General features: G+C 65.5%; 14 protein-coding genes and 1 pseudogene. 2 read left to right on the plus strand and 13 right to left on the minus strand.

The annotated features are described in order from the left end of the window. Positions 1–124: 124 nt before the first annotated feature. From RTI28_RS20240 to metH, 4 genes are all read right to left on the minus strand, one after another. Positions 125–619, minus strand: a complete 495-nt coding sequence (locus RTI28_RS20240) for a DUF934 domain-containing protein (protein WP_042127541.1) — start codon at positions 617–619, stop codon at positions 125–127. After that, positions 603–2,261: a nitrite/sulfite reductase gene (locus RTI28_RS20245; protein WP_316922069.1), complete on the minus strand. Its 1,659-nt coding sequence runs from the start codon at positions 2,259–2,261 to the stop codon at positions 603–605. The genes RTI28_RS20240 and RTI28_RS20245 overlap by 17 nt, the downstream gene beginning before the upstream one ends. 482 nt (positions 2,262–2,743) lie before the next feature. After that, positions 2,744–2,959, minus strand: a complete 216-nt coding sequence (locus tag RTI28_RS20250; protein WP_316922070.1) for a DUF2970 domain-containing protein — start codon at positions 2,957–2,959, stop codon at positions 2,744–2,746. A 221-nt stretch (positions 2,960–3,180) separates the two neighbouring features. Beyond that, complete coding sequence (gene metH, locus RTI28_RS20255; RefSeq protein ID WP_316922071.1) at positions 3,181–6,888, minus strand: methionine synthase; 3,708 nt, start codon at positions 6,886–6,888, stop codon at positions 3,181–3,183. Positions 6,889–7,048: 160 nt separating this feature from the next. Here metH and RTI28_RS20260 point away from each other — a divergent pair, with 160 nt between their 5' ends. Together RTI28_RS20260 and nfuA are read left to right on the plus strand one after the other, a co-directional pair. Continuing rightward, entirely contained in the window at positions 7,049–9,349 is a 2,301-nt protein-coding gene (locus tag RTI28_RS20260) for a fatty acid cis/trans isomerase (RefSeq protein WP_316922072.1), read from the plus strand. A 194-nt stretch (positions 9,350–9,543) separates the two neighbouring features. Further along, a complete protein-coding gene (gene nfuA / locus RTI28_RS20265; RefSeq protein WP_042127527.1) occupies positions 9,544–10,128 on the plus strand; it encodes a Fe-S biogenesis protein NfuA in 585 nt (194 codons plus the stop codon). A 40-nt stretch (positions 10,129–10,168) separates the two neighbouring features. Here nfuA and RTI28_RS20270 read toward each other — a convergent pair whose 3' ends face one another. The 9 genes and pseudogenes from RTI28_RS20270 to paaE all read right to left on the minus strand — a co-directional run bounded on the left by RTI28_RS20270 (position 10,169) and on the right by paaE (position 22,469). After that, a complete protein-coding gene (locus RTI28_RS20270; protein ID WP_316922073.1) occupies positions 10,169–10,516 on the minus strand; it encodes a type II toxin-antitoxin system RelE/ParE family toxin in 348 nt (115 codons plus the stop codon). Beyond that, positions 10,513–10,767: a type II toxin-antitoxin system ParD family antitoxin gene (locus RTI28_RS20275; RefSeq protein ID WP_042127524.1), complete on the minus strand. Its 255-nt coding sequence runs from the start codon at positions 10,765–10,767 to the stop codon at positions 10,513–10,515. Before RTI28_RS20275 ends, RTI28_RS20270 begins: the two co-directional genes overlap by 4 nt. Before the next feature lie 156 nt (positions 10,768–10,923). Further along, positions 10,924–13,389 carry a TonB-dependent receptor gene (locus RTI28_RS20280; protein ID WP_316922074.1) on the minus strand — a complete coding sequence of 822 codons (2,466 nt, stop codon included), beginning with the start codon at positions 13,387–13,389 and terminating at the stop codon, positions 10,924–10,926. Positions 13,390–13,449: 60 nt separating this feature from the next. Beyond that, entirely contained in the window at positions 13,450–15,684 is a 2,235-nt protein-coding gene (locus RTI28_RS20285) for a TonB-dependent receptor (protein ID WP_316922075.1), read from the minus strand. Between the two features lie 291 nt (positions 15,685–15,975). Then, complete coding sequence (gene paaZ, locus RTI28_RS20290; RefSeq protein ID WP_316922076.1) at positions 15,976–18,030, minus strand: phenylacetic acid degradation bifunctional protein PaaZ; 2,055 nt, start codon at positions 18,028–18,030, stop codon at positions 15,976–15,978. Positions 18,031–18,062: 32 nt separating this feature from the next. After that, the gene (locus RTI28_RS20295) at positions 18,063–19,289 is read right to left on the minus strand and encodes an OprD family porin (protein ID WP_316922077.1); all 1,227 of its coding nucleotides are present in this window, start codon (positions 19,287–19,289) and stop codon (positions 18,063–18,065) included. 28 nt (positions 19,290–19,317) lie between these two features. Continuing rightward, positions 19,318–20,886, minus strand: a pseudogene (locus RTI28_RS20300) (cation acetate symporter); the annotation flags it as partial. Next, on the minus strand, positions 20,877–21,185 hold the full coding sequence (locus RTI28_RS20305; RefSeq protein ID WP_316922078.1) for a DUF485 domain-containing protein: 309 nt from the start codon (positions 21,183–21,185) through the stop codon (positions 20,877–20,879). The pseudogene RTI28_RS20300 and the gene RTI28_RS20305, both read right to left, overlap by 10 nt. A gap of 207 nt (positions 21,186–21,392) precedes the next feature. Continuing rightward, positions 21,393–22,469 carry a 1,2-phenylacetyl-CoA epoxidase subunit PaaE gene (paaE, locus tag RTI28_RS20310; RefSeq protein WP_316922079.1) on the minus strand — a complete coding sequence of 359 codons (1,077 nt, stop codon included), beginning with the start codon at positions 22,467–22,469 and terminating at the stop codon, positions 21,393–21,395. Between the last annotated feature and the right edge of the window lie 17 nt (positions 22,470–22,486).

Genomic DNA, 22,486 nt, shown 5'->3' on the forward strand with positions numbered 1-22,486 from the left:
GCCCGCTCCCACAGGTCTCGCGGTGCACGCAACACGTGTGGGAGCGGGCGTTGCCCGCGATGAGGCCCTCAGAAACGAAAAAGCCCCGTCAGGTTGACGGGGCTTTTTCATTGCAGCGAAACGCTCAGCGCCGACGGAACAGCGGCAGCGGCTCGTCGGTGGCGGCCTGGTAGGTCACCGAGAAGTCCTTGAGGCTTTCCAGCGCGTCTTCCGGGCTCTTGTCGGCACGGATGGCGAAGGCGTCGAAACCGCAACGGGCCATGTAGAACAGCTGGTCGCGCAGCACGTCGCCGATGGCACGCAGCTCGCCGGTGAACTTGTAGCGGTCACGCAGCAGGCGCGCATTGGAGTAGTTGCGCCCGTCGGTGAAGGCCGGGAAGTTCAGGGCGATGACCTGGAAGTTGCCGACGTCTTCACCGATTTCCTCGGCTTCCTCGTCGCTGTCCAGCCACACCCCGAGGCCGCCGTCGCGGGCTTTCAGGGCATGGGCGTGGTCGCGCCAGAGTTGCAGCGGCACGATGTAGTCGTCGCAGTTGGTCAGTTCGTCGAGGGTCACGTCCTTGGGCAGCAGGTGCCAGGTTTCGTCGACGATCTGGTTGTTCTTAATGATTCGCTGCATAGACGCGCTCCTTGAAGGGGTCGATGCCGATACGCTGGTAGGTGTCGATGAAGCGCTCGTCTTCGGTACGTTTTTCCACGTACACGGCGATCAGTTTCTCGATCACGTCCGGCATGTCGTCCTGGGCGAAGGACGGGCCGAGGATCTTGCCGAGGCTGGCGTCGCGGCTGGCGCTGCCACCCAGGGAGACCTGGTAGAACTCTTCGCCTTTCTTGTCCACGCCAAGGATGCCGATGTGGCCGACGTGGTGGTGGCCGCAGGCGTTCATGCAGCCGGAGATGTTCAGGTCCAGCTCGCCGATGTCGAACAGGTAGTCCAGGTCGTCGAAACGGCGCTGGATGGATTCGGCGATCGGGATCGACTTGGCATTGGCCAGGGAGCAGAAGTCACCGCCCGGGCAGCAGATGATGTCGGTCAGCAGGCCGATGTTCGGCGTGGCGAAGCCGTGTTCGCGCAGTTCCAGCCAGAGGGCGTGCAGTTGGGCCTGCTCGACGTCGGCGAGGATGATGTTCTGCTCGTGGGAGGTGCGCAGCTGGCCGAAGCTGTAGCGCTCGGCGAGGTCGGCGACCTTGTCCAGTTGCTTGTCGGTCAGGTCGCCGGGGGCGACGCCGGTGGGCTTGAGCGACAGGGTCACGGCCACGTAGCCCGGCTTCTTGTGCGCCAGGGTGTTGCGCACGCGCCAGCGGGCGAAGCCCGGGTGCTGCTGGTCGAGTTCGGCCAGTTGCACGTCGAGGTTGTCCAGGGCCTTGTAGTCCGGGTCGACGAAGTGCTTGGCGACGCGGTGCACTTCGGCGTCGGTCAGGGTGGTGCTGCCGCCGCGCAGGTGGACCATCTCGGCCTCGACCTTCTCGGCGAAGACTTCCGGCGTCAGGGCCTTGACCAGGATCTTGATCCGCGCCTTGTACTTGTTGTCACGGCGACCGTAACGGTTGTACACGCGCAGGATGGCGTCCAGGTAGCTGAGCAGGTCCTGCCACGGCAGGAACTCGTTGATGAAGGCGCCGACCACCGGGGTACGGCCCAGGCCGCCACCGACCAGGACGCGGAAGCCCAGCTCGCCGGCCTCGTTGTGCACTGGCTCCAGGCCGATATCGTGCACCTCGATGGCCGCGCGGTCGCTCTTCGAGCCGTTGATGGCGATCTTGAACTTGCGCGGCAGGTAGGCGAATTCCGGGTGGAAGGTGGTCCACTGGCGGACGATCTCGCACCAGGGGCGCGGGTCGATCAGCTCATCGGCGGCGACGCCGGCGAACTGGTCGGTGGTGACGTTGCGCAGGCAGTTGCCGCTGGTCTGGATCGCGTGCATCTGCACGGTGGCCAGTTCGGCGAGGATCTCCGGGATGTCTTCCAGCGCCGGCCAGTTGTACTGCACGTTCTGCCGGGTGCTGATGTGCGCGTAGCCCTTGTCGTAGTCGCGAGCGATCTTCGCCAGCAGGCGGGTCTGGCGCGAGGTCAGCTGGCCGTAGGGCACGGCGACCCGCAGCATCGGGGCAAAACGTTGGATATAGAGGCCATTCTGCAGTCGCAGAGGGCGGAATTCTTCTTCGCTCAGCTCTCCGGCCAGATAGCGGCGGGTCTGATCCCGGAACTGCTTGACGCGGTCCTCGATGATCCGCTGATCGTACTCGTCGTATACGTACATAGGGGTCCTGTTCTCAAGCTGCTTGCAGCTAATCGCGCGCACGGCCGCGCACTCCGGATGCGGAGCCGGGGAAAGATAGCAGTTTGTATTTATGTGAAAAAGTGATGTTTTTGCATATGCAAAGAACAGATTGGACTAAGTGAGACTGGCTAGCGTTTGGCCGCTCATCCGACCGTCCGCCGAGCGGTAAAAGTCCCTGCTTGAGCAAAGGACATTGCTGGACTTAACTGCTGGGGGTGTGCATTCCCATAACCACTACAACAAGAGGCGATGCAATGGGAAACCCGATCAAAACCGGCAAGACGGACAGCAGTGTGGACGCATGGGCAATTCTCTGCCTGATCGTGCTCGTGGTCGTTACCGCCGTGTACTGGGTCAGTCACCAGTGATGGAACACCAAGACTGAGCAGCAGTAACCGTGACCTGAACCGAAACCGCCCGCGGCATGGACCCCGCGGGCGGTTTTCGTTTGCCTGGACGGATCAGCGGGCGGTCAGGTGCAGGGCGAGCTGGACCAGGCCGTAGAGCACGAGGATGAACACCAGGGTGAAGGCGGTGCCCATGGCGATGAAGTGCGAGGGCTTGCCGTGGGTGAAGTCGCGGGCGCGGTTCTTCCCGCTCTGCACGCCGAAGGCGGCGGCCAGGACGCTGTGCAGGAGTTGCCAGAAGGTTGGGGGCTTGCCTTGGGGGTCGTCCATGGTCCGCTCCTCGTCGGGGTGTGACGGAGAGTCTAGCTGCTCTGGCGAAGATGCCCTCATGGACGCCTGGCTTGCCTCGTAGGAGCGTGGCTTGCCCGCGAAGGACCGCGGAGCGGTCCCTGAATCTGCGCGAATTCGGGGACCGCTCCGCGGTCCTTCGCGGGCAAGCCACGCTCCTACGAGAGCAAGCCACGTTCCCGCGAGGGGCGGACAATCCGGTGTCAGTTCTCGTAGCCGAGATTCGGCGCCAGCCAGCGTTCGCTCACCGCGATGTCCTGGCCCTTGCGCGCGCTGTAGCTCTCGATCTGATCCTTCTCCACCTTGCCCACCGCGAAGTACTGCGCCTGCGGATGGGCGAAGTACCAGCCGCTGACCGCCGCCGCCGGGAACATGGCGAAGTGTTCGGTGAGGAACACGCCGCTCGGCCCGGTCTCGCCGATCTCGGTGCCGTCGAGCAGGCGGAACAGGGTTTCCTTCTCGGTGTGGTCCGGGCACGCCGGGTAGCCCGGGGCAGGGCGGATGCCCGAGTACTGCTCCTTGATCAGCGCCTCGTTGTCCAGGTGCTCGTCCTTCGCGTAACCCCAGTGCTCCTTGCGCACCTGTTCGTGCAGCCATTCGGCGCAGGCTTCGGCCAGGCGGTCGGCGAGGGCCTTGACCATGATCGAGCTGTAGTCGTCGCCCTTGTCCTGGTAGGCCTTGGCCACTTCCTCGGCACCGATGCCGGCGGTGGTGATGAAGCCGCCGACATAGTCGTTGACGCCGCTGTCCTTCGGCGCGACGAAGTCGGCCAGGGAGAAGTTCGGCTTGTTGTCCGGCTTGATGGTCTGCTGGCGCAGGTGGTGCAGGCGCGCCAGCGGCTGGCCGTCGTCGCCGTAGACTTCGATATCGTCGTCCGCCACCTGGTTGGCCGGCCAGAAGCCGAACACCGCACGGGCGCTGATCAGCTTCTCGTCGATCAGCCTGGCCAGCATCTGCTGTGCATCGTCATACAGTGCGGTGGCGGCTTCACCGACCACCTCGTCGCTGAGGATGCGCGGGAACTTGCCGGCCAGGTCCCAGGAGATGAAGAACGGGGTCCAGTCGATGTACTCGGCGAGCACCTTGAGGTCGATGTTCTCCAGCACCTTCACGCCGGTGAAGGAGGGCACCACGGCCTGGTAGCCGGCCCAGTCGTACTGCGGCTTGGCGGCGATGGCCTGGGCGTAGCTCAGGCGCTCGGTGCGCGCGCTGCGGTTGGCGGTGCGCTCGCGGACCTCGACATAGTCGGCACGGGTCTTCTCGACGAAGGCCGGCTTCAGTTCCTTCGACAGCAGCTGCGTGGCCACACCCACCGCGCGCGAGGCATCGGTGACGTAGACCACCGCGTCGTTGCTGTAGCGCGGCTCGATCTTCACCGCGGTGTGCGCCTTGGAGGTGGTGGCGCCGCCGATCATCAGCGGCAGGTGGAAGTCCTGGCGCTGCATTTCCCGGGCGACGTGGACCATCTCGTCCAGCGACGGGGTGATCAGCCCGGACAGGCCGATGATGTCGCATTTCTCCTCGCGGGCGACCTGGAGGATCTTCTCCGCCGGCACCATCACGCCGAGGTCGACGATGTCGTAGCCGTTACAGCCCAGGACCACGCCGACGATGTTCTTGCCGATGTCGTGCACGTCGCCTTTGACCGTGGCCATGAGGATCTTGCCCTTGGCTTCCGGCTTGTCGCCCTTTTCTTCCTCGATGAACGGAATCAGGTGGGCTACCGCCTGTTTCATCACCCGCGCCGATTTCACCACCTGCGGCAGGAACATCTTGCCGGCGCCGAACAGGTCGCCGACCACGTTCATGCCGCTCATCAGCGGGCCTTCGATGACTTCGATCGGCCGCGCGCATTGCTGCCGGCATTCCTCGGTGTCTTCGACGATGAACGCGGTGATGCCCTTGACCAGGGCGTGCTCCAGGCGTTTTTCCACCGGCAGGGAGCGCCACTCCTCGGTTTCGACTTCCTTGGCCGCGCCGCCGCCACGGTAGTCGTCGGCGATCGCCAGCAGCGCATCGGTGCCTTCCGGCGTGCGGTTGAGCACCACGTCCTCGACCTTCTCGCGCAGCGCCGCGGGGATCTCGTCGTAGATCTCCAGCTGGCCGGCGTTGACGATACCCATGGTCAGGCCGTTCTGGATCGCGTGGTAGAGGAACACCGAGTGGATCGCCTCGCGCACCGGGTTGTTGCCGCGGAACGAGAACGACACGTTGGACACACCGCCCGACGACAGCGCGTGGGGCAGGTTGTCACGGATGTAGGCGCAGGCTTCGATGAAGTCCACGGCGTAGTTGTTGTGTTCCTCGATGCCGGTGGCGACGGCGAAGATGTTCGGGTCGAAGATGATGTCTTCCGGCGGGAAGCCCACCTCGTTGACCAGGATGTCGTAGCTGCGCTGGCAGATTTCCTTCTTGCGCGCGGCGGTGTCGGCCTGGCCGACCTCGTCGAAGGCCATCACCACCACCGCGGCGCCGTAGCGCTTGCACAGGCGGGCGTGATGCTTGAAGGCCTCGACGCCTTCCTTCATCGAGATCGAGTTGACGATGCCCTTGCCCTGGATGCACTTGAGGCCGGCCTCGATCACTTCCCACTTGGAGGAGTCGATCATGATCGGCACCCGGGAAATGTCCGGTTCACCGGCGATCAGGTTGAGGAAACGGACCATGGCCGCCTGGGAGTCGAGCATCCCTTCGTCCATGTTGATGTCGATCACCTGGGCGCCGGCCTCGACCTGCTGCAGGGCGACTTCCAGGGCCTCGGTGTAGTTCTCCTCGCGGATCAGCCGGGCGAACTTGGCCGAGCCGGTGATGTTGGTGCGCTCGCCGACGTTGACGAACAGCGAGTCGCGATCGATGGTGAACGGCTCCAGGCCCGACAGGCGGCAGGCCGGGGCGATGTCAGGAATGGCCCGTGGCTTGTACTTGGCGACCGCCTCGGCGATGGCCTGGATATGCCCCGGGGTGGTGCCGCAGCAACCGCCGATGATGTTGAGGAAGCCGCTGGCGGCGAATTCCTCGACCACCAAGGCCATTTCCGCCGGGGTCTCGTCGTATTCGCCGAAGGCGTTGGGCAGGCCGGCGTTGGGGTGCGCGGAGACGTGGGTGCCGGCCTTGTTCGACAGCTCTTCGAGGTACGGACGCAGATCCTTGGCACCGAGGGCGCAGTTCAGGCCGACGGAGATCGGCTTGGCGTGGCGCACCGAGTTCCAGAACGCCTCGGTGGTCTGCCCGGACAGGGTGCGCCCGGAGGCGTCGGTGATGGTCCCGGAGATCATGATCGGCAGTTCGATGCCGTCGTCCTCGAACACCTGCTGCACGGCGAAGATCGCCGCCTTGGCGTTGAGGGTGTCGAAGATGGTCTCGATCAGGATCAGGTCGGCGCCGCCCTCGATCAGGCCGCGGGTGGCCTCGATGTAGTTTTCCACCAGTTCGTCGAAGGTGACGTTGCGGTAGCCGGGGTCGTTGACGTCCGGGGAGATCGAGCAGGTACGGCTGGTCGGGCCGAGCACGCCGGCGACGAAGCGCGGACGGTCCGGGGTCTCCAGGGTCTTGGCGTCGGCCACCTGGCGGGCGATGCGCGCGCCCTCGACGTTGAGCTCGTACACCAGCTCTTCCATGTCGTAGTCGGCCTGGGAGATGCGGGTGGCGTTGAAGGTGTTGGTTTCGAGAATGTCGGCGCCGGCGTCCAGGTAAGCCTTCTCGATCGCCGCGATGACATCCGGACGGCTCAGCAGGAGCAGGTCGTTGTTGCCCTTGACGTCGCTCGGCCAGTCGGCGAAGCGGCTGCCACGATAGTCTTGTTCCTCCAGGCGGTAACTTTGGATCATAGTGCCCATGCCGCCATCTAGAATCAGGATGCGCTCTTGGAGTGCTTGCTGAAGTGCTTGGAAACGAGCGCTGCGGTCAGACATTGGGACTACCTGGGGCGGACAAGGAGAAAAGTGGCGGGATGATAACAAAGTTGTGTGCTTTTTAGACGTGCGGCACATTTGCATGAATTTGATTCATGTTGCACCCGTCGCCCCAGCATAGAATCGTGAAAAGCCTTTTGAAAACCAGGACATACGGCACATGGTGCATCGCTTGATTGCCGGCGCCTTCGCACTGCTCATCAGCAGCGCGGCGCTAGGGCAAGCCCCTCAGACTTCACCGGCCATTTCCTATACCCGGGATATCCAGCCGATCTTCACCGAGAAGTGCGTGGCCTGCCACGCCTGCAACGACGCCGCCTGCCAGCTCAACCTGGGCAGCGCCGAGGGCGCCAGTCGCGGCGCGTCGAAGGTGCCCGTCTACCAGGGCGACCGCAGCCAGGCGGTGCCCCCGACCCGGCTGTTCTACGATGCCAGCGGCCCGGCTGCCTGGCAGAAACTCGGCTTCAGCTCGGTGCTCGACAGCCGCGGCAGCCAGGCCGCGCTGATGGCGCGCATGCTCGAGCTGGGTCACGCCAGGCCGCTGGTGCCTAACGCGAAGATCCCCGACAACATCGTGCTGGGACTCAACCGCGACAACAGTTGCCCGCTGCCCGGCGAGTTCGACGCCTATGCCAAGGCCCATCCGCAGGAGGGGATGCCGTTGGCGGTGACCGGCCTCACCGACGCCCAGTACCAGACCCTGCAACGCTGGCTGGCCCAGGGCGCGCCGGTGGAGCAGAACCCGCTACGAGCGAGCGCCAGGGAAGCGGCGCAGATCGAGGACTGGGAAGCCCTGCTCAACCGTCCCGGGTCCACCGAGGCGCTGGTCGGTCGCTGGCTGTACGAGCATCTGTTCCTCGCGCACATCCACTTTGTCGGCGGCGAGCCGGGGCATTTCTTCCAGTGGGTGCGCTCGCGCACGCCGAGCGGCCAGCCCATCGACCTGATCGCCACGCGGCGGCCCAACGATCCGCCGGGTACTGACTTCTATTACCGGCTGATGCCCGTGCAGGGCGTGATCGTGCACAAGACCCACATCACCTATCCGCTGGGGCCGCAGAAGCTCAAGCGGGTGAAGCAGCTGTTCTACAGCGGCGACTGGCATGCGAAATCGCTGCCGGGCTACGGCCCGCGCCATCGCGCCAACCCGTTCGAGACCTTCGAGGCGATTCCCGCCGTGGCGCGCTACCAGTTCATGCTGGACAACGCCGAGTACTTCGTCCGCACCTTCATCCGCGGCCCGGTATGCCGCGGCCAGATCGCCACCGACGTGATCCGCGACAACTTCTGGGCGCTGTTCCAGGAACCGGCCCACGACCGCTACGTCACCGATGCCGCCTATCGTGAAGAAGCCACACCGTTGCTGGCCATGCCCGGGCAGATCGACGACGTTGGCAGTATTCTCAGCCTCTGGCATGCCTACCGCGACAAGCGCAACGAATACGAGAGCCTGCGCCGCGACACCTATGCCGACATGCCGCCGCCGAGCTGGTCGACCCTGTGGGCCGGCAACGACAACGCGCTGCTGACCATCTTCCGCCACTTCGACAGTGCCTCGGTGACCAAGGGCCTGATCGGCGACGTGCCGCTGACCATGTGGCTGTTCGACTATCCGCTGTTCGAACGCACCTACTACCAGCTGGCGGTCAACTTCGACGTGTTCGGCAATGTGTCGCACCAGGCGCAGACGCGGCTGTACTTCGACCTGATTCGCAACGGCGCCGAGGTCAACTTCCTGCGCCTGATGCCGGCCAGCAAGCGCGGTGCGGTGCTGAGCAACTGGTACCAGAACAGCGGCAAGGTGAAGATGTGGATGGACTACGAGGAGATCGACACCAGCACGCCGAGCGCGCTGAAGCTCGATCCGCACCATCCCGTGCGTGACTTCGGCCTCAAGCTGATCGAGCGCAGCGGCAGCCTCAACGCGGCGCCGGACCCGATCAACCGCTGCACTGGCGCCTACTGCTCGCGGCCGCAGATGAGCGAGGAGTTTCGTGATGTCGAGCAGGCGCTCAGCCGCCTGGTCTCACGGCCGGCGGCGGGGCTGAAGGTCATCGGCCAGTTGCCCGAGGCGACCCTGCTGCGGATCGAGGGGCAGGGCGGTCAGCGTCAGGTCTACAGCCTGCTGCGCAACCGGGCGCACAGCAACGTCGCCTTCATGCTCGGCGAGGCCTACCGCTACCAGCCGGGACTGGACACCCTGACCCTGGTTCCGGGGGTGCTGAGCAGCTATCCGAACTTCATGTTCAACGTGCCGGCCAGCGATGTGCCGGAGTTCGTCGAGGACCTGGAGGCGGCGCGCGACGACAAGGACCGTTTCGAGCGCGTGGTCATGCGCTGGGGCGTGCGCCGCAGTCACCCACAGTTCTGGCGCTACTTCCATGACCTCAATACCTACATCCAGGAGACCGATCCGGTGGAGGCGGGGGTGCTGGACATGAACCGCTACGAGAACCTGTGAATTTTGGGGCTGCTCTGCGACCCTTCGCGAGCAAGCTCGCTCCCACAAAGGCCATTGCGCAGGCCACTGTGGGAGCGAGCTTGCTCGCGAAGGCCTGCGCAGCAGGCCCATCTTTTATTTCCCGACTCAATTGCTAGGACTTTGTTCGCCGCCGCGCATGTCGTAAACTGCCGACAAGCCTGTGAGGAAATTCCATGAGTGCCATAACCATTACCGACGCCGCGCACGATTACCTGGCCGATCTGCTGTCCAAGCAGAACACCCCGGGAATCGGTATTCGAGTTTTCATCACCCAACCCGGCACCCAATATGCCGAAACCTGCATTGCCTACTGCAAGCCGGGTGAAGAAAAGCCGGAAGACACCGCGCTGGGTCTGAAGAGCTTTACCGCCTACATCGACGCCGTCAGCGAGCCGTTTCTCGACGACGCCGTCGTCGACTATGCCACCGACCGCATGGGCGGCCAGCTGACCATCAAGGCGCCGAACGCCAAGGTGCCGATGGTCAACGACGACAGCCCGCTGAACGAGCGGATCAACTACTACCTGCAGACCGAGATCAACCCGGGGCTGGCCAGCCACGGTGGCCAGGTCAGCCTGATCGAAGTGGTCGAGGACGGCATCGCCGTGCTGCAGTTCGGCGGCGGCTGCCAGGGCTGCGGCCAGGCCGATGTGACCCTGAAGGACGGCATCGAGCGCACCCTGCTCGAACGCATTCCGGAGCTCAAGGGCGTACGCGACGTGACCGACCACTCGCAGAAAGAAAACGCCTACTACTGAGGCGATGAAAAGAGCGGAGCCCAAGGGCTCCGCTCTTTTTTCAGGGTGCCGGGCTCTGGTGGAGATGGGAGGCGAGTTCCATGGCTTCATGCAGAACCCGAACTACCTCGACCACCTCATCACGACCTTGCCGATAGAAAAGGATATGGCGGGGTTTCAGTACCCGGGCCTGGCTGCGGCAGAAGATCAGGTGAAGACTTCTGAGACCCGCAGCGATCTCTTCTCGTGCCTGACTACCTGCTCGCTGCGGATCATCACCGATGGCATGCAGTCCCGCTTGTAGCAACTCCTGGTAGCGTCGGCGTGCGCCAAGTCCGAACTTGTCCTGGGTGAAGCGGAGGATGTCCGCGATGTCATCACGGGCCTGCCGGGAAATTCGTAATTTCACAGGCTCTCCAGATATCGGTCCAGATCCTCTGTGGCAACTTCATCGAAATCCCCGGCCTCCAGTTGCATCATGCCAGTCGAAGTGGCACTGCGCAGGGCTTCGAGCCGAGCAGCCTCCTTTGCCTCATGTTCCAGCAGCAGGCGCAGACCGGCACGCACAGCTTCGCTGAAGTTCTGGTAGCGGCCGCTGTCGACCAGATCCTCGATGGATTTTTCCATGGGGTTGGGGACGATGACATTGTGGGTAGCCATGGCACAGCTTCCGGTTCGGCGATTGATATGGCGTTTTATGCCATAGCGTTCATGGCAGTGGCAAACGTCGCGGACGGCCGGATTGACCAGAGATGAGCTTCGCGGCCAACCAGGCCAACCGCATGGTGGTCGTCATCGGCCACTGCCCGGACTCCGTCAGAAGTCATAGCTGACACTCGTGTAGTAAAACGCCCCCTGCGCCCCCTCCGGCGAAGTGATCGAATACTTCGGCACGCCATACAGTTGAGCGCCTTTCGACTTGTCCGGATGACTGTCGAACAGGTTGATCGCACCCACCGACAGTTTCAGGCCCAGGTCGAAGCGATAGCTCAGGTCCAGGTCGGTGACCCATTGCGGACTGAAGGTCTGGTCCAGCGCCGGGTTGCTGGCGTTGAGGCTTTTCCATTCGCCATAGCGGCGCTGGGTGACGGTCAGGCCCCAGTTCTCGTACAGCCAGTTGGCGCTCAGGGTCAGCTTGTTGTCCGGGGTGCCATGCTCGATCAGGCCCTGGGTGGTCCGGCCGACGATCTGCTCGCCACCGATGCCGCCGACATCACGCAGCTCGGTGATGCGCGTGCGGGTCTTGGCGAAGCCGGCATTCAGGTCCAGCCGCCCGTAGGCCGCCAGGTCCAGCTGGTACTGCCCGCTCAGCTCGATGCCGTCGGTCCGGGTGTCGGCGATATTGGTGTAGAACGCCGCGCTCTGGATGTTGGCGTAGGGCGTGCCGGCGAAGATCGGCCCGACCACATTGGACGGCAGCTGGTCGGAAAGGGTGATGCGATTGTCGATGTCGATGCGGTAGGCGTCGACGCTCAGCGAGGCATTGCCCAGGGGCCGCCAGACCAGGCCCAGGGAATAGTTGGTGGACTCCTCGGGCTTCAGCGCGCGGCCACCGAGCAGCGCTGCTTCCGGGCTGTCGGCGCGCAGGGTGCGCTGCTGCACCTCGACCCAGTTGCCACTGCCCGACGGCTGTTCCACCACCTGCACGCTGAACGACGACAGCCCGCTCTGTACCAGTGACGGCGCGCGATAGCCGCTGCTGAGGCTGCCGCGGGCGGCGATCTGCGGGGTGAAGTCGTAGCGCAGCGACAGCTTGCCGTTGGTGGTGTCGCCGAAGTCCGAGTAATGCTCGGAACGCACCGCCAGGCCGGCCTGGAACTTGTCGGTGAGCTGCCCTTCGAGATCCAGGTAGGCGCCGAAGACCTTGCGCTCCAGCGCGGCGGCATCGACCTGGGTGATGCCCGAGTAGTAGCCCGGAAGGCGTCGCCGGGTGATCGGGTCGAGGGTGTTGAACAGCGCGCCGTTCTGCCAGCCCGCCGCTTCGCCGGCGCTCAGGCGGTAGTTTTCCTTGCGCCAGGCGAGGCCGGCGGAAACGGTCAGCGGCTTGGCCAGCAGGTCGGTGGGGAAATCGCGGACCCAGTCCAGGGTCAGGTTGCGCTGCTCGTTCTCGCGCTTGCCGGTGTAGATGTTGTAGGGGCTGGTCGTGCCCCAGCTGGGGTTGATCGCATCGCGGTCGCTGGACTCCAGGGTGTCGTTGCCATAGTTGGCGGCCAGGTCGAACTTGCCCAGGTGTTCGTTCTCGTAGCGCAGGCCGCCGGTGACGGCGTAGTCCTCCAGGGCGTAGAGGGTGATCGGCAGGCGTCCGTCCGGGTAGCGCGACAGGGCCACGCTGCCGTAGTTGTTGCGCAGGGTGGTGGGCGGATCGAAGAAGCCCTCGGCGTCGGTGTTCTTGTGCGCGTAGGTGGCGAAGCCGTAGGCGGTCAGGCCGTCGCCGACGCCGATCTCGCTGTTGGCGACGAAATTGTACTGGTCGGACACGCCGCCCGAGCCCCAGCGCCAGGTGCGGTAGCGGTTGTTCTGCTCGCGCGGCGTGTTCACGCTGGTGTCGCCGGGATAGAAGATGCGGTTGTCCGGTCGGGTGTCGCTGGCCGGGTCCTGGTTGCCGGCATCGAAGGCCAGGGTGAGGAAGCCGTCGTTGGGCAGGGCGAAGCCTTTCCAGCCACTGAGTTTGCGCTGCAGGCCGTCGCCCTTGTCGTAGCCGCCGAAGCGGTAGCCGAGGTTGCCGCCGTCGTCGTTCTCCTTGAGGACGATATTGATCACCCCGGCGATGGCGTCGGAGCCGTACTGGGCGGCTGCGCCATCGCGCAGGATCTCGACCCGCGACACCGCGCTCAGCGGGATCAGGCTGAGGTCCACCGCCGCCGCGCCGCGGCCGTTGGCCAGGCTCTGGCGGGTGACGTTGGCGCTGCTGTGGCGGCGCTTGCCGTTGACCAGCACCAGCACCTGGTCCGAGGCCAGGCCGCGCAGCGAGGCACCCTGGGCGATGGACCCGGCGAAGGCGCCCTGGGGCGACTGCGGGAAGCTGAAGGAGGGCGACAGCGCGGTGAGGGCGCCGGACAGGTCGCGGGCGCCGGTTTCCTCGAGGCGCTCGGCGCTGAGGACATCCACCGGCGCCGCGCTTTCCAGGGCGGTCACGTCGCTGCGGCGGGTGCCGACCACCACCACGGTATCGAGCTTGTCGCTTCGGGCGCCGCCAGCCGCGTCATCGGCCTGAACGACGGGCACGGCAAGGCTGCCGATGACCAGCGCGCTGGCGCCGGCCAAGGGATCTACACGGAACATGCAAGGCTACTCCTGTAACACGGAAGGGATGCCGGCGGTGCATGCCGCCGGCTGGCAGGATCAGAACCGGCTGGTGACGCTCAGGCCCACGGTGCGCGGGTCGCCGTAGGTGATCACGTACTGCCCGGCAGTACCGTTGGGGCGGCCATGCACCTGGTAGCGGCGGTCGGTGAGGTTGTTGACGAAGCCGGTGACGCTGAGCTTCTCGTCGGCGCTGAACCAGGTCAGGCGGCTGTTGGCCAGGGTGTAGTGGGGCTGGTTGAGCGGGGCGTCGGCGCTGCTCTGGCGGTCGGCGAGGAAGTATTCCTTGTCGCGGAAGCTGACATCGCCCCCGGCCACCAGCTTGCCGGGAATATCCAGCGGCAGGGTGTAGTCGGCACCCAGCGACACCACGTAGCGCGGCGAGCGCACGAAGCTGTTGCCGCTGTAGTCGGCGGTGACCGCGCCGGTGTTGGGGTTGGTGTTCTTGAAGTCGGTGTACTCGGTATCGAGGAACGACAGCGCGGCGCGCAGGTGCAGGCGGTCGGTGGGCTGGCCCTCGACTTCCAGCTCGGCGCCCTTGACCTTGCCCTTGGCGCCGTTGGTCAGCGCGGTGGTGAGGATGCCGCTGTTGACCGTCAGCAGGTTCACCTGGATGTCCTGGTAGTCGTAGTAGAAGACGTTGGCGTTGACCGTCAGGCGATGGTCGAACCACTCCGACTTCAGGCCCAGCTCGTAGGCATCCAGTTCTTCCGGATCGACCGTGGTCAACTGCGCCAGGCTGGTGGACAGGCCGGTGTTGAAGCCGCCGGAGCGGAAGCCGTGGGCGTAGCGGAAGAACACCCGCAGGTTGTCGTTGATGCGGTATTCCGGGGTCAGGTCGTAGGTCCAGGCGTCCCAGCGCTTGTCCTGCTCGCGATTGCCGTTGCTGCCGGCGGCGCTCAGCGGGATCAGCGGGCCGTTGGCGGTAGCGCGGGTCAGTTGGGTCAGGTCGAGATCGATGTCTTTCTTCTCGGTGGTCCAGCGCAGGCCGCCGGTGACGGTCAGGTTATCGGTGAAGTCGTAGGCCAGGTTGCCGAACAGGGCATAGCTGTCGGTGCGGTGGGTGTAGTCGAGGTTGCGGAAATCGACGGTGCCGCCGGTCTGGTTGGAGCCGGTGCCGTTCGGCGTCGGCCCGGGGATGATGCTGCGCACCGCGCTGTTGTCCAGGGTCTCGTGGAAGTAGTGGGTGCCGAGCATCCAGCGCAGGGTTTCCTGTGGCGACGAGGCCAGGCGGAATTCCTGCGAGTACTGGTCGTAGGTGGCGTCGCTGTCGCTGGCGCCGTTGACTTCGTACGGGGTGTAGTCGGCGTCGGTCAGCGACTGGTTGCGGATATGGTCGTAGGCGGTGATCGAGGTCAGGGTGTAGTCGCCGAGGTTCCAGTTCAGGGTCAGCGAGGTGCCGCTGTGGTCGAGCTTGTAGTCCTCGTTGGTGTTCAGCTCGATCTTGCGCCCGGCCGGACGCTGGTAGCCGACGTTGTAGTAGCGGCCCAGGGGCAGCGAGCCACTGCTGCCGTCGCCCTTGAACTCACGGCCGTGGACCTTGAGCAGGACTTCCAGGTCTTCGTTGAGCTTGGCCAGCAACTGCACGCGCACGGCTTTCTTGTTGACGTCGCCGTAGGTCTGGTCGTTGGTCAGGTTATGGGTGAAACCGTCGCGCTCCTCGGAGTACAGCGACACCCGGCCGGCCAGGCGATCCTCCACCAGGGCGCCGCCGATGGCGCCGCTGAGGATGCGCTCGCTCTTGCTGCCGAAGCCGATCGTGCCGAAGCCGTCGGTGTCGAAGGTGGGCTTCTTCGAAATGACGTTCACCGCGCCGGCGGTGGTGTTCTTGCCGTACAGGGTGCCTTGCGGGCCGCGCAGGATCTCGATGCGCTCCAGGTCGAACAGCGGCCCGCCGCCGGCCACCGGGGCGTTGAGGTAGACGTCGTCGGCGTAGATGCCCACCGGGTAGACCGTGGCCGCGCCGGTATCGCCGGTGCCGAGGCCGCGGATGTACCAGCGCGGGCGGCCGTCGCCATCGGGGTTCTTCGCTGCGGCGTTGGGCACGAAGGTGGTGATATCGCCCATGGCGCGCACGCCGTCGGCGGTGATGCTGCTGCCCTGGACCGCCGAAACCGCCACCGGGACTTCCTGCAGGGTTTCCTCACGGTGCTGGGCGGTGACCGTGACGGTTTTCAGCGCCGGTGTGCTGCTGTCTTCGTCGGCGGCGTGGGCGTGGCCGGCGAGCAGCAGGCTGAGCCCGATACCCTTGGCGATTGGATTGAGTTTGAACATGGCTGCTCCTCCCCGAGCATGGCTGATGCTTGGGTTAGAGCAGGGTTTGTGCCATGTTTTTAACGTGTTGATTTATATGGATAAATCAGGATTTTGAGCGGCGTGTTGCTAGAGGGGCAGCAGGGGGTGGTGAATGCCTGTTGCTGGAGCAGCAATGGCCGAGCTTGTCTGCGGTGAACTTGTAGGAGCTGGCTTGCCTGCGAAGGACCGCGCAGCGGTCCCCGATAGCGGTGAGGTCCGGGACCGCTTCGCGGTGGTTCGTCACACGACAAGCCACGCTCCTACGAACGGTCAGCCCTCTTTCTTGACCACCAACGTCAGAATGTCATAGCTCGCCACCAGCTCCCCAAGCTGGTTGGTCACCTCCACATCCCAGGCCACCACCCCTTGCGGGATACCCTGCGGGCTCTTCTTGCCCTGGTCGATCTTGCGCTTGCAGGTCAGCCGCGCCTGGATGGTGTCGCCGATCCCCACCGGGTTGATGAAGCGCAGGTTGTCCAGCCCGTAGTTGGCCAGTACCGGGCCCGGAGCAGGGCTGACGAACAGGCCGGCCGCCGCCGACAGGACGAAGTAACCATGGGCGATACGCTTGCCGAACTGCGATTCGCGTGCGGCGATTTCGTCGAAGTGCATATAGAAGTGGTCGCCCGACAGACAGCCGAAATTCACCAGGTCGGCCTCGGTCACCGTGCGCCGATGGGTCAGCAGCGACTCGCCGATGCGCAGGTCTTCGAAATGCCGGCGGAACGGATGCACCTCGGTCTCGATCACCTCGGCACCGCGCACGTACTCGCCGGTCACCGCCATCAGCATGCTCGGCGAACCCTGCACCGCGGCGCGCTGCAGGTAGTGCTTGACCGCGCGCAGGCCGCCCAGCTCCTCGCCGCCCCCGGCGCGCCCCGGGCCGCCGTGCTTGAGTTGCGGCAACGGCGAGCCGTGGCCGGTGGATTCGGCGGCGGCCTCGGCATCCAGCACCAGCAACCGGCCATGCCAGGCCGCGGCGACCGGCACGGCCCTGGCGGCTACCGCACGGTCGGCGGTGATCAGGCTCGCCACCAGGCTGCCCTTGCCGCGCGCGGCCAGTTCCAGGGCTTCGTCGAGGTCGTCGTAGGTCATCAGCGTGCTGACCGGACCGAACGCCTCGATATCGTGGGCACCGCCCTCGGCATGGGCATCCCGGGCCAGAAGCAGGGTCGGGGCGAAGAACGCGCCGTTGGCCACGCCTTCGCCACGCGGCTCGAAACCATCGCTGGCGCCGAACAGCTGGTCGCAACTGCGCAGCAACTGTGCGACCCGCTCGCCGACATCCGCCTGCTGCGCATGGGAGGCCAGGGCGCCCATGCGCACACCTTCCAGCGACGGATCGCCGACCACCACCTTGCCCAGGCGCTCGCGCAGGCGGGTCGCCACGGCGTCCAGGTGCCGCGTCGGGACGATGGCGCGGCGGATCGCCGTGCATTTCTGCCCGGCCTTGGTGGTCATCTCGCGCACCACTTCCTTGATGTACAGCTCGAACTCCGCGCTGTCCGGGGTCACGTCCGGGCCGAGGATCGAGCAGTTCAGTGAGTCGGCCTCGGCGGTGAAGGGCACCGAGTGGCGGATCAGGTTGGGGGTGACTCGCAGTTTCGCCGCGGTGTCGGCCGAGCCGGTGAAGGTCACCAGGTCCTGGCCGTCGAGGCGTTCCAGCAGGTCGCCGGTGCTGCCGATCACCAGTTGCAGGGCACCCGGCGGCAGCAGGCCGGACTCGTCCATCAGGCGTACCACGGCCTCGGTCAGGTAGCTGGTGGCGGTGGCCGGCTTGACGATGCACGGCATGCCGGCGAGGAAGGTCGGCGCGAACTTCTCCAGCATCCCCCAGATCGGGAAGTTGAAGGCGTTGATATGCACCGCCACCCCGGCCCGCGGCACCAGGATATGGCTGCCGGCGAAACGGCCCTGCTTGCCCAGCGGGATCGCCGGGCCTTCATGCACCAGGTTGCCCGACGGCAGCTCGCGGGCGCCGATGCCGGCATAGGAGAACAGCGTGGCAGTGCCGCCCTCGATATCGATCCAGCTGTCGGCACGGGTGGCGCCGCTGTGGTGGGACAGGGCGTAGAGCTGCTCCTTGCGCTCGGCGAGGTACAGCGCCAGGGCCTTGAGGCGTGCCGCGCGCTGCTGGAAGTCCAGGGCCATCAAGGCTGTGCGGCCCTGGCGCCGACCGTGGTCGAGGGCCTCGGCGAAGTCCGGGCGCTCCTCGTGGGCGTGGACCAGGACATGCCCGTCGAGGGCGCTGCGCAGGGCCTGGGAGCCGTGCTGGCCGATCCAGCGGCCGGCGATGAAGCTTTGCAAGGTAGGGGCAGCAGACATCGTGTGTCCTCCGATTCTGGTAGTGGGCGCTGTTACCACAGCGCCAGGGTGTAGCCGATGATCAGGCGGTTCTCGTCCAGGGCCGTGGTCAGGCCGTTGCCGGAGCGGAAGGTGACGTTGCGCCAGCGCAGGCTGACGTTCTTCAGCGGGCCGCTCTGGATCACGTAGGCGAGGTCGGTGTCGCGTTCGCGCTCGCGGCCGTTGTCGACACCCGCGGCCTTGGCGTGGCGGCCGTCGGTGTAGCGGGTCATGAAGCTCAGGCCGGGAATACCGAGGGCGGCGAAGTCGTAGTCGTAGCGCGCCTGCCAGGAATCCAGGCCGGCGCGGGTGAAGGTGTTGTAGGTGACCAGGTTGACGGTGTACGGGTCGCCGCCGTTGAGGAACGGGAAGGCGCTGTCGCCGGACATCTGCTGGAAGGTGCCGCTGAATTTATGCGCGCCCACCGCCAGGGTGAACATGCCGTTGAAGTTGCGGTTGTCGATGCGCCCGCCGCGCTCGGCGCCGTCGCCGCGGCTGTCGAACCAGCGCAGGTCGCTGCGCAGGCTCAGGCCTTCGCCCAGGGGCAGGGTGTGGACCAGGCCGACGAACTGCTGGCGGTAGATCTCTTCCAGCTTGGCGTAGTAGTAGCTGACGCTCAGTTGCGGGTTGAAGGCGTAGCTGCCGCCGCCGAAGTCGAAGTGATCGCTGGTGGCCGCGCCGTAGCCGATGTCGTCGTTGCTCGACGAGTCGCGCAGGTTGGCCTTGGTCAGGCGCCCGCCGTTGAGGGTCAGGCCATCGATGTCCTGGCTGGTCAGCAGGCCGCCCTGGAAGGTCGAGGCGAGCAGGCGGGTGTCGTTGTAGGTCAGCACCGGCAGCAGCGGCTGCAGGGTGCCGAGGCGCAGCACGCTCCTGGACAGGCGCACCTTGGCGGTCAGGCCCAGCTCGCTGTAGTCGTCCGCCGGTTCCAGGCTGTTGCGGCCATAGGGCAGCAGGCCGGTATTGCGGCGGTCGCGGCTGGAGTCGAGCTTGATGCCCAGCTGGCCCATGGCATCGACCCCGAAGCCGAGGGTGCCGTCGGTGAAGCCGGACTCCAGTTTGGCGGTGAAGCCCTGGGCCCATTCCTCGGCCTTGGACTGCGCGGCGTTGTCCTGGCGGAAGTCGCGGTTGATGTAGTGGTTGCGCAGTTCGATCTTCGCGTGGCTGTCCTCGACGAAGCCGGCCAGGGCCGGGGTACAGGCGAGGGGCAGGGTGATCCCGGCGAGAAGGCGAATGGGGTTCATTGTTGTTATTCCCGAGTCGTGTTCTTTATTAGTGTTTGCTGGCGCCGGCGGCGCCGATACCGGTCATGGAGCGGATGAACTGCGCCAGATAACGGCCGCGTTCCTCGCTGGCCTGGGCCGAGCGGTCGGTCACCGAGAAGGCCCAGGCACTGAGGAAGGCCACGCTCATGGAGAACAGCGCCGGGTTGCTGTAGGGGAACAGCGCCTTGTCGTGGTGCAGCACGTTGACCCAGACCACCGGGCTCAGCACCAGCAGGATCACCGCCGACACCAGCCCGCCCAGGCTGCCGGCCACGGCGCCGCGGGTGGTCAGGCCCTTCCAGAACATCGAGAGGAACAGCACCGGGAAGTTGACCGAGGCGGCGATGGCCAGCACCAGGCCGGAGAGGAAAGCGATGTTCTGCGACTCGAAGAGCAGGCCGAGGATGATCGCCAGCACGCCGATCACCAGGGTGGCGATACGCGACACCCGCACTTCGTCCTGTTCGCTGGCCTGGCCCTTGCGGATCACGCAGGCATACAGGTCGTGGGACACCGCCGAGGCGCCGGACAGGGCCAGGCCGGCGACCACCGCGAGGATGGTGGCGAAGGCCACTGCCGAGATGAAACCGAGGAACAGGTTGCCGCCCACGGCCTGGGCCAGGTGCACCGCGACCATGTTGCCGCCGCCGATGATCGCGCCGCTGGCGTCGCGGTAGGCTGGCTCGGTGCCGACCATGACGATGGCGCCGAAGCCGATGACGATCAGCAGCAGGTAGAAGTAGCCGATGAAGCCGGTGGCGTAGAACACCGACTTGCGCGCTTCCTTGGCGTTGCTGACGGTGAAGAAGCGCATGAGGATATGTGGCAGGCCGGCGGTGCCGAACATCATGCCCAGGCCCAGGGAAATCGCGTCCACCGGGTTCGACAGCAGCCCGCCCGGGGCCATGATCGCGGTGCCCTTGGCATGTACCGCGGCGGCGCTGGCGAACATCGCCTCGGTGCTGAAACCGAAGTGCTTGAGCACCATGAAGGCCATGAAGGTGGTGCCGGAGAGCAGCATCACTGCCTTGATGATCTGCACCCAGGTGGTGGCGAGCATGCCGCCGAAGGTCACGTAGAAGACCATCAGCACGCCGACCAGGATCACCGCGTACAGGTAGCTGATGCCGAACAGCAGCTCGATCAGCTTGCCGGCGCCGACCATCTGCGCCACCAGGTAGAGCAGGGCCACGGTCAGGGTGCCGAAGGCCGAGGTCAGGCGCACCGGGGTCTGGGCCAGGCGGTAGGAGACCACGTCGGCGAAGGTGTACTTGCCCAGGTTGCGCAGGCGTTCGGCGATCAGGAACAGGATGATCGGCCAGCCGGCCAGGACGCCGAGGGCGTAGAGCAGGCCGTCGTAGCCGTTGAGGAACATCATCGCCGAGATGCCGAGGAAGGACGCGGCGCTGATCATGTCGCCGGCGATGGCGAGGCCGTTCTGCATCCCGGTCAGGCCGCCGCCGGCGGTGTAGAAGTCGGCGGCCGAGCGGGTGCGCAGGGCGGCCCAGCGGGTCACGCCGAGGGTGAACAGCACGAACAGCAGGAACATGCCGATAGCGGTCCAGTTCATTGCGCGCACTCCTGCTTGACCTTGTCGTTGAGCGGATCGAGGACGTTGTTGGCGCGGTACACATAGATGCCGGTCAGGCCGAACGACAGCAGGACGATCAGCACGCCCACCAGCATGCCGACGGTGGTCACGCCGCCGCTGAGGGACTGGCCGAGGGTGCTGGGGGAAAAGGCCACGAGCAGGACGAAGCCGTAGTAGATCACCAGCATGGCGGCGGTCAGGCTGCCGTTGAGCCGGCGCTTGCGCCGCACCAGTTGCTGGAAGTCGGGGTGGTTCTGGATGGTTTCGATATGACTGGGGGTCATGGGGGGGCGCTCTCTTGATCTTGTTGTAGTTGTTGTGTCGGTCACGCTTGGGGGGTACAGCGGTGTTGCCTGCGCGGTCCCCGTAGGAGCGTGGCTTGCCCGCGAAGGACCGTGAAACGGTCCCCGATAGTGGTGAGGTCCGGGACCGCTGCACGGTCCTTCGCGGGCAAGCCACGCTCCTACAAGGGGCGCGCCGGGCCCGAAAGGTCAGAGCTGATCGAAATCGAGCACCACCCGCTCGCTCACCGGATAGCTCTGGCACGACAGCACATACCCGGCGGCCACTTCGTAGTCCTCCAGGGCATGGTTGCTGTCCATCTCCACCTCGCCCTCGATCACCTTGCACTTGCAGGTCGAACAGACCCCGGCCTTGCACGAGTAGGGCAGTTCGGCGCCGATGGCATTGCCGGCATCCAGCACGCTCTGGCTGTTGCGCGGCAACTCGAAGGACAGTGCGCGGCCATCGCTGATCACGGTGACCTGGCTCACCGCCGCATCCACCTGGCGCGCCGCCTCGCGGGCCTGCCGGCGGGCATCGTTGCCGGCGGCGGCGAACAGTTCGAAGTGGATGCGCCCTGCCTCCATGCCCCGGGCCTTCAGGGCATCGCGCACGGTCTCGGTCATTTCCTGCGGGCCGCAGATGAACGCCGCCTCCAGGCCCGCCACATCGACCCAGCGGCTGAACAGGCGCTCGCACTTGTCGGCGTCGATGCGGCCGTTGTACAGGTCGATGTCCTGCTGCTCGCGGCTGAACACGAAGATCAGGTTGAGGCGCTGCAGGTAGCGGTTCTTCAGGTCTTCCAGCTGCTCGCGAAACAGCGCCGAACCACTGGCGCGGTTGCCGTAGAGCAGGGTGAAGCGGCTGTGCGGCTCGGCTTCCAGGGTGGTCTTGACGATGGACAGGATCGGCGTGATGCCGCTGCCCGCCGCCACCGCCAGGTAATGACCGTGGCGCGCTGGGTCCAGGGGCACATGGAAACTGCCGGACGGCGGCATCACTTCGAGCACGTCGCCGGCGGCCAGCACCTCGTTGGCGAAGGCGGAAAAACGCCCGCCGGCGACCTTCTTCACCGCCACCCGCAGTTCGCCGTCGTTGATGCCGGTGCAGATCGAGTAGGAGCGGCGTACTTCCTCGTCGTCCAGCCGGGTGCGCAGGACCAGGTACTGGCCCTGGGTGAAGCGGAAGGTCTGGTCCAGCTCGCGCGGTACATCGAAGAGGATCGACACGGCATCGCGGGTTTCGCTGCGCACTTGCTTGACGGTCAGGCTATGGAACTGGCTCATGGGGAAATCTCCAGCAA

This window comes from Pseudomonas sp. zfem002 (genome assembly GCF_032621685.1).
Taxonomy (GTDB): domain Bacteria; phylum Pseudomonadota; class Gammaproteobacteria; order Pseudomonadales; family Pseudomonadaceae; genus Aquipseudomonas; species Aquipseudomonas japonica.